Annotated in this window: 9 protein-coding genes and 2 tRNA genes; 6 read left to right on the forward strand and 5 right to left on the reverse strand. The window is 72.3% G+C overall.

Going from position 1 to position 11,861, the window contains the following annotated elements; translation table 11 throughout:
• Positions 1-48 precede the first annotated feature (48 nt).
• On the forward strand, positions 49-732 hold the full coding sequence (locus BL253_RS10095; protein ID WP_076815767.1) for a hypothetical protein: 684 nt from the start codon (positions 49-51) through the stop codon (positions 730-732).
• Between the two features lie 84 nt (positions 733-816).
• On the opposite strand, the gene BL253_RS10100 is transcribed toward BL253_RS10095, so the two are convergent.
• Entirely contained in the window at positions 817-1,077 is a 261-nt protein-coding gene (locus tag BL253_RS10100) for a hypothetical protein (protein WP_076815769.1), read from the reverse strand.
• A 297-nt stretch (positions 1,078-1,374) separates the two neighbouring features.
• A complete protein-coding gene (locus BL253_RS10105) occupies positions 1,375-2,154 on the reverse strand; it encodes a fumarylacetoacetate hydrolase family protein (protein ID WP_076815771.1) in 780 nt (259 codons plus the stop codon).
• A 166-nt stretch (positions 2,155-2,320) separates the two neighbouring features.
• On the opposite strand from BL253_RS10105, the gene BL253_RS10110 reads away from it, so the two are divergent.
• Together BL253_RS10110 and BL253_RS10115 are read left to right on the forward strand one after the other, a co-directional pair.
• A tRNA-Gln gene (locus tag BL253_RS10110) sits at positions 2,321-2,392 on the forward strand.
• A gap of 199 nt (positions 2,393-2,591) precedes the next feature.
• Positions 2,592-2,664, forward strand: a tRNA-Glu gene (locus BL253_RS10115).
• 438 nt (positions 2,665-3,102) lie between these two features.
• Here the strand turns inward: BL253_RS10115 and BL253_RS10120 are convergent.
• Entirely contained in the window at positions 3,103-3,438 is a 336-nt protein-coding gene (locus BL253_RS10120) for a hypothetical protein (protein WP_076815773.1), read from the reverse strand.
• 290 nt (positions 3,439-3,728) lie between these two features.
• Here BL253_RS10120 and BL253_RS10125 point away from each other — a divergent pair, with 290 nt between their 5' ends.
• Entirely contained in the window at positions 3,729-5,480 is a 1,752-nt protein-coding gene (locus BL253_RS10125; protein WP_076815775.1) for a sensor histidine kinase, read from the forward strand.
• A gap of 393 nt (positions 5,481-5,873) precedes the next feature.
• Here the strand turns inward: BL253_RS10125 and BL253_RS10130 are convergent, their stop codons facing one another.
• Positions 5,874-8,027 (reverse strand): serine/threonine-protein kinase, encoded by a 2,154-nt coding sequence (locus BL253_RS10130; protein ID WP_076815777.1) that lies wholly within the window; start codon positions 8,025-8,027, stop codon positions 5,874-5,876.
• Between the two features lie 315 nt (positions 8,028-8,342).
• Positions 8,343-9,335 carry an IclR family transcriptional regulator gene (locus BL253_RS10135; protein WP_081438190.1) on the reverse strand — a complete coding sequence of 331 codons (993 nt, stop codon included), beginning with the start codon at positions 9,333-9,335 and terminating at the stop codon, positions 8,343-8,345.
• A 166-nt stretch (positions 9,336-9,501) separates the two neighbouring features.
• Here BL253_RS10135 and leuC point away from each other — a divergent pair, with 166 nt between their 5' ends.
• Both leuC and leuD read left to right on the forward strand, forming a co-directional pair.
• On the forward strand, positions 9,502-10,899 hold the full coding sequence (gene leuC / locus BL253_RS10140) for a 3-isopropylmalate dehydratase large subunit (RefSeq protein WP_076815779.1): 1,398 nt from the start codon (positions 9,502-9,504) through the stop codon (positions 10,897-10,899).
• A 316-nt stretch (positions 10,900-11,215) separates the two neighbouring features.
• On the forward strand, positions 11,216-11,809 hold the full coding sequence (gene leuD, locus BL253_RS10145) for a 3-isopropylmalate dehydratase small subunit (RefSeq protein ID WP_076815781.1): 594 nt from the start codon (positions 11,216-11,218) through the stop codon (positions 11,807-11,809).
• The last annotated feature ends 52 nt before the right edge of the window (positions 11,810-11,861 follow it).

Consider the following 11,861-nt stretch of genomic DNA (forward strand, 5'->3'; position numbering starts at 1 on the left):
ACGGTCCGTCCGTTCGTGGTTACGAGTGGACGCGGTGCGGAGGTCGTGATGTTTCTGCAGGTGATCCAGGGAAGGGTGCCGGACCGCGCGGCGATGCGGGCCCAGCACGAACGGTGGCTTGCCGACATCGGATCGGACGCGCCTGGCTGGCTGGGCTCGACGGCCGGCATCACTGAGGACGACAGGTTCGTCTGCCTCAGCCGGTTCACCTCGGTCGAGGCGATGGCGAAGCTCTCGGCCCGCTCCGACCACCGGGAATGGTGGGCCAGGACGGAGYGGCTCTTCCTGGGCCCGGTGGTCACCACCGAGTTCGCCGACGCCGTGCTGATGATGGAGGGTGGCGCCGACGACGCGGGTTTCGTGCAGGTCATCCAGGGCCGCACCACCGACCCGGGACGGCTGCGGTCCCTGGAGAAGGAACTGCTCCGCCACCTTCCGGAAGGCCGGCAGGACATCATCGGCGGTCTGGCCGCGGTCGGCCCGGACGGCCGGTTCGTCCGGGTCTTCTACTTCAGCTCCGAGGAGCTGGCGCGCGCCGGCGAGCACGGCGAGCAGCTCCCGGAGATCGAGGAGGTCCTCTTCGACATGCGCGAGCTCACCGGTGAGCCGACGTACCACGACCTGCGCCACCCGTGGCTCGTCTCGCCGCCCGTGACTCGGGCCGGGCGGTCGGCGGCCGAGGCGACCACCGAGCCCCGGGACACCCGGCGCGCGGCCGGGCACCGCCGCTGACGCCGCTGGTACGACGGCGGGCCGGGTCCGCGCGTCGTGTGYGCGGACCCGGCCCGCCGGGTGCCGTCCTGCCTCGGACCGTGGTCAGTCCTCCTCGGGGATCTCCTCCCACCACTGGCACCACCACGGGCCGCCGACCAGGATCCGCAGCTTCGGGTGCCAGCAGTACGAGATGTCCTTGTCGGTGTCCAGGTAGTACAGGCAGTTGTCGCACCGCTCGTCGCCGTTCGGCTTGCCGCGCAGGATCGCGTCCTCGGCCAGGTGACCGAGCTTGACGCTCAGCTCCTCGTCGATCGGCTTGGGCTCGGGCGCGCCAACGTCGTAGAGGGCCTCAGCCTCGGTCATRCCGCTCCTTCCGTCCGTCTCTGCTCGTCTGTCTCTGCTCGTCGGTGGACCCCGCCGACGGTCCGCTGACCTAGGTCGTGTGGCCCGGTCTTCATACCCCCGACCACAGCACACCGCCGGATCTGCTCCGAATTCTCTGCCACACCCGCGTCGGCCGAGCAGCCACCCGCCCCAGGGCCAGCTCACAGTGCCGAGCGTGGGCGGGCCGCCTCGTCTCGTCGCGCCGGTCACCCACGGTGGCGACTCCGCCCGCCACCCCGCCCAGGCTCTGGAGGGGATGAGAGCGAGTGGTGGTGATCAGCGGGCGGTGACGGGATTGGTGAGGGTGCCGACACCGTCGACGGTGACGGCGGCCGTCTGGCCGGGGCGCATCGGGCCGACGCCGGCGGGTGTGCCGGTGAGGAGGACGTCGCCGGGCAGCAGCGTCATCGCGGCCGACATGTAGGCGATCAGCTGCGGGATCGTGTGGACGAGGGCCGCGGTGGTGGAGCTCTGGCGGACCTCACCGTCGAGGGTGGTGCGGATGCCGACGTTCGACGGGTCGAGGTCGGTCTCGATCCACGGGCCGAGCGGGCAGAAGCTGTCGTGGCCCTTGGCCCTGGTCCACTGGCCGTCGGCGCTTTGCTGCTCGCGCATCGTGACGTCGTTCGCGCAGGTGAATCCGAGCACGACCGACATCGCCCGCTCCTGCGGCACATCGCGACACAGCCGGCTGATGACGATCGCCAGTTCGCCCTCGTAGTCCATCCGGCTGGTGGGGTCGGGATGGATGATCGGGTCTCCGGGGCCGACGACGCTCGTCGAGGGCTTCAGGAAGAGGATCGGGCGTTCCGGCGGGGCGTCGCCGCCCATCTCCTTCACGTGGTCGGCGTAGTTCTTGCCGACCGCCAGCACCTTGCTCGGCAGCACAGGCGCCAGCAGGCGCACCTCGCCGAGCGGCCAGCGGGCCCCGGTGAACGTGAAGGGCCCGAACGGATGGGGCGTCAGCGCGGCGATGGTCGCCTCGCCGCGCTCGACCGAGCCCTCCACCACGCCGAAGGCGGGCTCCGAGCCGTCTGTAAACCTAGCGATACGCACCCAGCGACCGTATCGAGCCCATCGACCCAGCCCTCGCAGCCCACCCCCGGGCCGGGCCGGAGCGGCTCCCTCCGAGCCGGTTCGACGCTGGTTCGATGTCCCGACCTGGGCGCGAACCACCCTCGCGGGATGCGGTACAGTAGGCCTCGCCCGCGAGGGCATCCCATGGGGTATGGGGTAATTGGCAGCCCAACGGATTCTGGTTCCGTTAGTCTAGGTTCGAGTCCTGGTACCCCAGCAGGACCTTGTTCGCCGATCGTAGATCGGCTCTCAAGGTTCCGATGTCTGCCCAGGGGGGCGACCCCCTGGAACCCCCGTGTCAGGGGGCTTCGCCCCCCGACACCCCCCACCGGGGCRGGGCGGATGTCGTGTATGGTGTGGGACGTCGCAGGGTGGAAACATACTGCGGCGAGTGTGTGGTAATGGTTTTGGAGCTTGGCCCCGTCGTCTAGTGGCCTAGGACGCCGCCCTCTCAAGGCGGTAGCGCCGGTTCGAATCCGGTCGGGGCTACGAGCTGGCTCGCGTTGTTCGATGACCTTTGGGTCATCTTCCCGTTGGCCGCAATTTTGCTCCGGGGGGCCACCCCCGGACCCCCAGTGTCTGGCTTCGCCAGACTCGTGGGGTGCTTGAGTCGATGACCTTCGGTCATCTTCCTGCTGGGTTGCGTTTTGTTGTGGGCAACACCTCGGCCCCAGGTCTGGCTTCGCCAGAGCTGGGGCATTTTCAGCTGGTCATTTTTTGGTTGGCTGTGGGGTAGCTCCGGCGGGTGTTCTGGGACTTCCAGTGTCTGGCTTCGCCGTACTTGGGGTTGGTCGTAGAAAGTTGAAAGCCCGTCAGATCGGTTGAGCGATCTGGCGGGCTTCTTGCTGTTGGTGGTGCTTCCGCGGTCTGCCTGGGCTGGGGCCCAGGCAGGCGGGGTGGCTGGGGGCCGCTTCTCCTCCGGGGCGGTTAGCGGACGACCTTGAGGCGGGGGAGGAGGGCCGCGGGGTGGCGGGCCATCGTGCAGGGGCGGCAGCGGCAGGAGGCGGGGCCGCCGTGGCCGTGGACGATCTCGATGACCTCGGCCTCGTCCATCGCGTCGACCTGAGGCGAGGTGGCGGTCACGAGGCGCAGGCGGGGGCGCGCGGCCGGCTGCTCCGGGAGGACGGGGGCGAGCGCGGGTGCCGGCATCGGCATCGGCATGGGGACAGCCTCCACGGTGCTCGGGCGCGGGGCGACGACGGCGGCTCGCCGGGACGACAGGCAGGCCGGGGCAGACGCGACGGTCAGAGCGACTGGGGGCACGGTGTCCTCCTTGTGGGCAACAACCTGGGACCTGCTAGCTGGTGCTGTCTCGCCGACAGTGACGGGCTTGTGACCCGTACACCGTTGTCCGCGAAACTAATGGAAGCGAAGGCTTCCCTTAGAGCGCCGACGCGGACCACACTGTCGGTGGCCGCCTTGCGGCGCCATGCTCCGTCTAGCCTGTTCCGGGCTGGTCCTGAGTGCCTAGTCAAAAGTGGACACTGTCGCCATCACACACCACCCTTGACAACCATGGCGGCTAAGGGTCGTCTCGGTAGAAACTTGCGCGGATGTCCGCCGCCGGTCCCCCCTTCGGAGAGCGGGCGCGGCGCCGGCATGAGCGGGCGCGCGCCGCGCGGACCAGACACGTCGGTGTCCGGTCCGAGCGTCCTGGCGCGGAGCGTCGCCGGCAGGCCGAGAAGCCCAGCCAGACGGACGCGCACAGCAGGGCCGGCCGTGCCGGTGGCTGGGTCGCGAGCCTGGTGCCCCACGGCCACCGGCTGCCGTTCGAGGACTGGACCGCCCGCCACCGGCTGCTGAAGTGGATCCTCGCGCTGCACCTGCCGGCGATCGTCGGCTACGCGCTCCTGCGCGACTTCAGCCTCACGCACGGCCTGGCCGCCGCCAGCCCGCCGCTGCTGCTGTTCGGCGCTGCCGCGCTGCCGGGGGCGCGGCGGATCCGGGCGCTGGCCGCGAGCCTTGGACTGTTGTGCTGCTCGGTGGTGCTCGTCCACCTCTCGGACGGGCTCGGCCCGATGTACTTCCACTTCTTCGTCGTCGTCGCGCTGATCGCGCTGTACGAGGACTGGTCCGTGTACGTGCTGGCGATCGGGTTCGTCTTCATCGCGAACCTGGTGCTGCGCAACCTGGTCAGCCCCGGCGCGCTCACCGACAACGCCCGTCACAGCGCGCTGATGCTGGCCGCGATGCACGCCGGCTTCATCGTCGCGCTCGCCGGCGCCCAGGTCGTCTTCTGGCACTACAACCAGCAGGAGCGCCACCGGACGGAGCGCTACCGCCACCAGCTCTACGAGGGCCAGCAGAGCCTCATGGCGCGGCTGGAGGAGACCGAGAAGATCCGCACCGACCTGGTCGCCACGGTCTCCCACGAGTTCCGCACACCGCTGGCCGRCATCCGCGGCAACCTGCTGACGATCCGCCGCCGCCGCCACCGCATGTCCTCGGAGCAGCTGGACGTCCTGCTCGACTCGGCGCTGAACTCCTCCGAGCGGCTGTCCCGCCTCCTGGAGAACATGCTGACCGCGGCGACCGCGACCGGCATCGACGACAACACCGTCTCCGACCTGCCCGAGGTGGTCCGCGAGGCGCTCGGCAGCCTGCGCCACGCCTCCATGGCGGGCGCCGTGGCGGTCGACCTGCCCGAGCACCTGCCGGTCCGGATGTCCCGCCAGGCGCTGCACCAGGTGGTCGCGAACCTGGTCGACAACGCCCTCGTGCACTCCTGGCCGGGGACCCCCGTCCGTCTGATCGCGGGCCGGGTCGGCGACGAGGTCGTGCTGCGGGTCCGCAACCAGGGGCCCGACCTCGACAAGGAGACGATCGACCGGCTCTTCGAACCGTTCACCCAGCGGGACGGCTCGGCGACCAGGCCGACCGACGGCGCCGGCATGGGCCTGTACGTGGTGCGCCGGCTGGTCGAGGTGCACGGCGGCCGGCTGCGGATGACGGCGGACGGCGGCGAGATCAACGTCGAGGTCGACATGTGGGCCGCCGAGCTGTCGCTGCCCACCAACGACCCGACCCACCTGCCCAACCTGCCCGACCTGCCCGCGCTGCGTCCCGACGGCCTCGGCCAGGACTACCTCAACGAGCCCGCGCTGGCCCCCACGCCGCCGCTGGCGAGCCAGCGCCCCCCGCGCTGGGACTGKCCCTCCCATGGACCCATCCCGGCCGACGAGCCTGTCCCTGGCCGCATCGCTGTGGGCGAGGGCGACGTTCCTGGCCCCTCCGCCCCGCGGCCGCGTCGCGTCGCGTCGTCCTGGCGGACCCCCGACGACTACCCCCTCGACCGCTCCGGCTGACCCGGCCAGCCCGGGCGAGAATCGCCTCGCCGTAGCAGCCAGGCCTCGCCCGTGGCGGGCGGCACGGAAGAAGGACCCCAGACGGCGCTTCCACGCCAGTGATCCGCGGCGCAGTCGGCTCGGCGCCGCGACCGGCGACCCTCGCACCGTGCCCGGGCGTTCATCCTGTTCGACGTCCCGGGGAATCCCGCCTGACGTCAGGGCCACGGCCAGCCCGTTTTCGCGGCTCTGACGTCGGCCGGGACGTCCGATCCAGACCGCGCTTCAGGACAAGGTCCGGCGTCTAGGTCGCCTGAAACGAGACCGGCCGCCCCGACAGTGTCGGGGCGGCCGGGCCGGGCTCGCGGTGCCACTACGGTGAGCCGATCACCTCAGGCGAGCGGATTCGTTCGTTCACTCGGCGCTGGACGGCGGAGGGGATGTGGGCGGCGGCGCCTTGCAGGTGTACGCGATGTACACGGATGAGCCCTTCTTCACCACCGTTCCCGCTTGGGGTGACTGGCTGGTGACGTTGTTGTAGCCATTCGGGCAGTTCCACTCGCCGCCGTAGGTGACCGAGAAACCGGCGTTCTGCAGTTGCGAGTTCGCGGCGTCCGCCCGTGTTCCGACGACGTCCGGCACCGACAGGCACGTGGCCGAGGTGATCACGGCGATCGTGGTCGACCGGTCCGCCTTGGTGCCGGCGCTCGGGCTCTGCGAGTAGACCTGCCCGACCGGGACGTTGTCGTTGCAGTCCGAGGTAACCGACGGCTGGTTGGCGAACCCGGCGTTGGAGACCGCGCTCTGTGCCTGGCTCTGGTTCATCCCCGACAGGTCCGGGACGGTCGCGGTCGACGGCGTCGTCGGGGCCGCGCTGGTGGTCGGCGCGCCGCCGTCGGTCGACGACGGGGAGCCCGGCTTCGTCGACGCGGCGGAGGCCGAGGACCTGGGTGAGGGGGTGACTGTGACCATCTTGCCGTTGGGCAGCATGGTGGTGTACGGCGCGGTCGCCGTCGGGTCGATGATGTTGCCGGATTTGTCGGTGAACGGGGTGGAGGTGACGCCGGGGGCGCCGTCGGCGGCGGTCTCGATGCCGGGGGAGTCGGACTGGTCGCCGGTGGACGCGGCCAGGGCCCAGCCGCCGGCGCCCGCGATGAGGGCGACGACGAGGGCCGCTCCGGCGGCGATCTTGAGCCGCTGCTGACGGTTGTTCTGGGTGGGGGGGCGGCCGCCACCGCTGCCGCCGGGCGCTGGCTGGCGCGAGGCGGGAATGGCCGAGATCACCGTGTTGCGGTCCGACTGGGTCGCCCCGGCGCGGCCGGGCACCCGGACCGGCTGGGCGCCGGTCGGCGGCTCGTCATCGTCCCAGCCGCGCCGCGGGCCGCCGGGGCCGGGGATGGGCGGGAGTATGCCTGTCGGTGCGTCGTGCTCGTCGTCCCAGGGCCCGGCGCCGCGTGGCTCGGGCACGGGCGGCATCAGGCCGGTGGCCGCGTCCGCGTCCCAGTCGTCCGGATAGCCCCGGCCGGGGCCGTATCCCGGGCCTCCAGGGCCGGCCTCGGCGTGGGCGGCCTTCGTCATGCCGAGCGCGGCCCCCGCGCCCACGCCGGCGGCCGCGGCGGTGCGCCGGCCGCCGGCCATGGCGTCGCCGGCCTCGTTGCGCCGGTCCGGGACGCCGCGCTCCCAGGTGTCCTCGCGACGGTCCCAGTCCTGGTTCTCGTTGCGCTGCCGGTCGTCGTCCAGGTCGCGGTCCCGGTCGCGGCGCAGCGCGGAATCCAGGGCGCGCGCCGCGTCGGCGGCCGTCGGCGGGCGGTGCGCCGGTGACTTGGCCAGCATCGTCGCCAGCACGTCCCACACCGGCCGCGGCACGCCCTTGATGGGCAGCGGCGCCTCCTCGCGATGCGCCGCGAGCATGTCGGCCGGGTTCGCCTCGTCGAACGGCGGCATGCCGGCGAGCAGCTCGTAGAGCACGATGCCGGCGGAGTAGATGTCGACGGCGGGGGTGGGCGGCGTACTGGTGCCGAGCTCCGGGGCCATGTAGAGCGGCGTGCCGATCGGGCCGGTCGCCGGGGTGCGGCCGCGGGACAGGGTGTCGACCATCCGGGCGATACCGAAGTCGGTGAGCCGGACCGCCGGGCCCTTGCCGCGGCTCTCGAGCAGCACGTTCTCCGGCTTGACGTCGCGGTGCACCACGCCCGCGCCGTGCACGTTGTCGAGCGCCCACAGCACGTCGATGACGATCCGCACGGCCTCGCCGACCGGCAGCGGCGCCTCGTGGCGCAGGTACTCACGCAGGTCGGTGCCCTCGACGAGCTCCATGACGATCGCCAGCGCGTCCCGCTCGTTGACCAGATCGAGAACGCGTACCAGGTCGGGGCTGTCAATGTCGTAGAGGATCTGCCACTCTCGCAGGAACCGGTCGACCACCACCGGGTCATCGGCGAACTCGGGGCGCAGCATCTTCACGGCGACGGCGGCGCCGTCGTCGCGGCGGCTGGCCCGCCACACCTCGCCGGTGGTGCCCTGCCCGAGCAGCTCGTGCAGGACATACCGCGAGCCGAGTGTGCGCACTGCCAGACTCCCCCTCTACGCGCCGCCCAGCGGGAGGCGGTGACGGCCACGACGGCGAGGCCGCGGCGGGGCGCGCGGCATGCCCGGTCACGATCTCGCCCGAGCCGCCCGTCCGACCCCCCGAACGACGGCTCGTGTCGGTCCTGGGCGGGTAGCCGGCTGGTCCGGACCGACGCCACAGGGCCGGGTCCGGAGCAACGGCCGGGGCCAGTGGTCGCCGGCGCGCCACGGCGTGAAATGCCACGACCGTACGACCACCGACCCTGACGTATCGACATTGAGACCGCCGATATCACCCAGGGCGACAGGGAAAGGCTACGCTGTCGCATCCCCGAGTAGTCCGTTGGGGGTAGTCATATGTGACACCCGTGGGTAGCCGGCGATGAGGGACAACCGGTCAGCGGCGGCCGCGACGGTGGCGCCGAACAGCTCGCCCRGAGCGCGGGTGAGCCGGCCGTCGGGCCCGGACATGGACAGCGCGGCGATCACGGCACCGGAGGCACCGCGGACCGGCGCCGACACCGACGCGAGCCCCGCCTCGCGCTCGCCGGCGCTCTGCGCCCAGCCGCGGGCGCGCACCCCGGCCAGCACCTCCTCGTCGAACGCGGAGCCGGCCGGGACACCCCCGGCTCGCGCTCCCTGGCCGGGCGGCCCGCCGTCGCCCTCGCCCCGGCCCCCGCGCTCGCCTCCGCCAAGGTCGCTGTCCTCGTCGCCGCCCAGGTCGTCGCCGGTGGCGAAGGCGAGCAGCACCTGGGCGCCGGACCCGGCTGTCATCGGGAGGATGGCGCCGACCGGGACCGTGTCCCGCAGCCCGCTGCCGCTCTCGGCCGCCGCGACGCACACCCGCTCGGCGCCGCGGCGCACGTAGAGCTGGGTGCTTTCCCCGGTGACGTCCCGCAGCTCCGCGAGCACCGTCGGGGCGGCCCGCAGCACCTGCCAGGGCAGCGGCCACAGCGCGGCGGTCGCCGACCCGGCGGCCAGGCGCGGCCCGGCGACGAACCGCCCGCCCGCGTCCCGCCCGACCAGCCGATGCGTCTCCAGCGCCACCGCGAGCCGATGCGCGGTGGCGCGGCTGAGCCCGGTGCGCGTGACCAGGTCGCCGAGGGACACGGGGCCCGCCTCGACGGCCGAGAGCACCAGCGCAGCCTTGTCCAGCACGCCGACCCCGCTGGTCGCCTCCTGGCCGCCGATGCCGCCGATGCCGCCGATGCCGGGGAGGCCGCCGATGTCGTCGGTGCCGGGGAGGCTGTCCGCGCCGAGCCCGGGGGTGCCGACGGCCAGACCCGGTGAGGGGTTACGCTGTTCCATACGTTGATACTGCCATCCCAACCACTGAGACAGCGACTGTCGGGGCGACGACTTCAGGGCGATGACTCCGGGACAGAACCGCGAACGCGCCGCCTCGGGGCGAGACGGCTGGGCTGGCCGGCGGCGGGACAGAGCACTGCGACATTGTCAGAGAAGGAGTGGGCCAATGGGGCGCACACTCGCGGAGAAGGTCTGGGACGCGCACGTCGTCCGCCGTGCCGACGGTGAGCCCGACCTGCTGTACATCGACCTGCATCTTGTGCACGAGGTCACCTCGCCGCAGGCGTTCGAGGCGCTGCGGCTCGCCGGCCGGCCCGTCCGCCGGCCGGACCTGACCATCGCGACCGAGGACCACAACGTCCCGACCACCGACACGCTGCTGCCGATCGCGGACCCGGTCTCCCGCGCCCAGGTCGAGGCGCTACGCAAGAACGCCGCCGACTTCGGTGTCCGGCTGCACCCGATGAACGACCCCGGCCAGGGCATCGTGCACGTCGTCGGCCCCCAGCTGGGCCTGACCCAGCCGGGCATGACGGTCGTCTGCGGGGACAGCCACACCGCCACCCACGGCGCGTTCGGGGCACTCGCGTTCGGCATCGGCACGAGCCAGGTCGAGCACGTGCTGGCCACCCAGACGCTGCCGCAGAGCCGCCCGAAAACCATGGCGATCACGGTCGAGGGCGCGCTGCCCGAGGGCGTCACCGCCAAGGACCTGATCCTGGCGATCATCGCCGAGATCGGCACCGGCGGCGGGCAGGGCTACGTCCTGGAGTACCGGGGCGAGGCGGTCCGGTCGCTGTCGATGGAAGGCCGGATGACGGTCTGCAACATGTCGATCGAGGCGGGCGCCCGGGCGGGCATGATCGCCCCCGACGAGACGACCTTCGAGTTCCTGAAGGGCCGCCCGCACGCCCCGAAGGGCGCGGACTGGGACGCCGCCGTCGCCTACTGGAAGACGCTGGCGACCGACGAGGACGCGGCGTTCGACCGCGAGGTGGTCATCGACGCGAGCACGCTCACGCCGTTCGTGACCTGGGGGACCAACCCCGGCCAGGGCGTCCCGCTGGGTGCCTCCGTGCCGGACCCGGCCTCGTTCGCCGACCCCGGCGTCCGGGCGGCCGCCGAGCGCGCGCTGGTCTACATGGGCCTCACCGCCGGCACCCCGCTGCGTGAGATCGCCGTCGACACGGTGTTCATCGGCTCCTGCACGAACGGTCGGCTCTCCGACCTGCGGGCCGCCGCCGACATCCTGCGCGGCCGCAAGGTCGCCGACGGCCTGCGCGTGCTCATCGTGCCCGGCTCGATGCAGGTCAAGGCGGACGCCGAGGCCGAGGGCCTGGACGAGGTGTTCCGTGCCTCCGGGGCCGAGTGGCGCAGCGCGGGCTGCTCCATGTGCCTCGGGATGAACCCGGACACGCTGAAGCCGGGTGAGCGCAGCGCGTCGACCTCGAACCGCAACTTCGAGGGCCGGCAGGGCCAGGGCGGCCGGACCCACCTGGTCTCGCCCCAGGTCGCCGCCGCGACCGCCGTCCTCGGCCGGTTCGCCGCTCCCGCCGACCTCTGACATTGGTTCGCTCCGTGCGGGCGCGGCGCTCCGGCCCCTTGCTCGCTTCGCTCCCAAGGGACCTCCGCGCCGCGTCCTCCTCCGCGAACGTGCCCTCCGGCGACCTCGCTGCGGCCCGGTCCACGTCGCTTCGCTTGTGGGCCGGGCCTCCGCGAGGCGCGCCTCCGGGCCAGCCCGCTTACGTGCCGTTGAACGTCACGACCTGAACCTGCGGGCCGGCTCGCGTACGTGCCGCTGAATGTCACGACCTGAACAACGTCTCAGATCTCGTCAGCTGGACAACCTCTCGAACATCGTCAGGAAGGGAGAGCGCCCGATGGAGGCGTTCACCACACACACCGGCCGGGCGGTGCCGCTGCGGCGCAGCGACGTCGACACCGACCAGATCATCCCCAGCGACTGGCTCAAGCGCATCGAGCGAACCGGTTTCGGCGCCGGCCTGTTCTCCCAGTGGCGGACCGACCCGTCGTTCGTGCTCAACAACCCGGCCCACGCCGGCGCCACGATCCTGCTCGCCGGCCCGAACTTCGGCTCCGGCTCCTCCCGCGAGCACGCCGTCTGGGCGCTGCAGGACTACGGCTTCCGCGCCGTCATCGCGCCGAAGTTCGCCGACATCTTCCGCGGCAACTCGCTGGGCAACGGACTGCTGACGGTCGTCCTGCCGGCCGAGACCGTCGACGCGCTGCTCGCGGCCGTCGAGGCCGACCCGGCGACGGAGATCACCGTCGACCTCGCCGCCCGCGAGGTCCGCGGCGCGGGCATCGTCGCACCGTTCGAACTGGACGATTTCACCCGTTGGCGGCTCATGGAGGGCCTTGACGACGTTGGCCTGACGCTGCGCCACGCCGACGCCGTCGCGGCCTTCGAGCAGACCCGCCCGTCCTGGCTCCCCAGCACGACCCCGGCTTGATCTTTCTCGTCGAGTGGCGCGAGGGGTCCCCGTCGCTGGGGGGCGGCGGGGA

It is taken from the genome of Pseudofrankia asymbiotica (assembly GCF_001983105.1).
Lineage (GTDB): Bacteria > Actinomycetota > Actinomycetes > Frankiales > Frankiaceae > Pseudofrankia > Pseudofrankia asymbiotica.

Bases quoted from the DNA above. Each gene is read 5' to 3' on its own strand.
- BL253_RS10100 (WP_076815769.1), bottom strand. From the start codon at position 1,077: ATGACCGAGGCTGAGGCCCTCTACGACGTTGGCGCGCCCGAGCCCAAG.
- leuC (WP_076815779.1), top strand. From the start codon at position 9,502: ATGGGGCGCACACTCGCGGAGAAGGTCTGGGACGCGCACGTCGTCCGC.
- leuD (WP_076815781.1), top strand. From the start codon at position 11,216: ATGGAGGCGTTCACCACACACACCGGCCGGGCGGTGCCGCTGCGGCGC.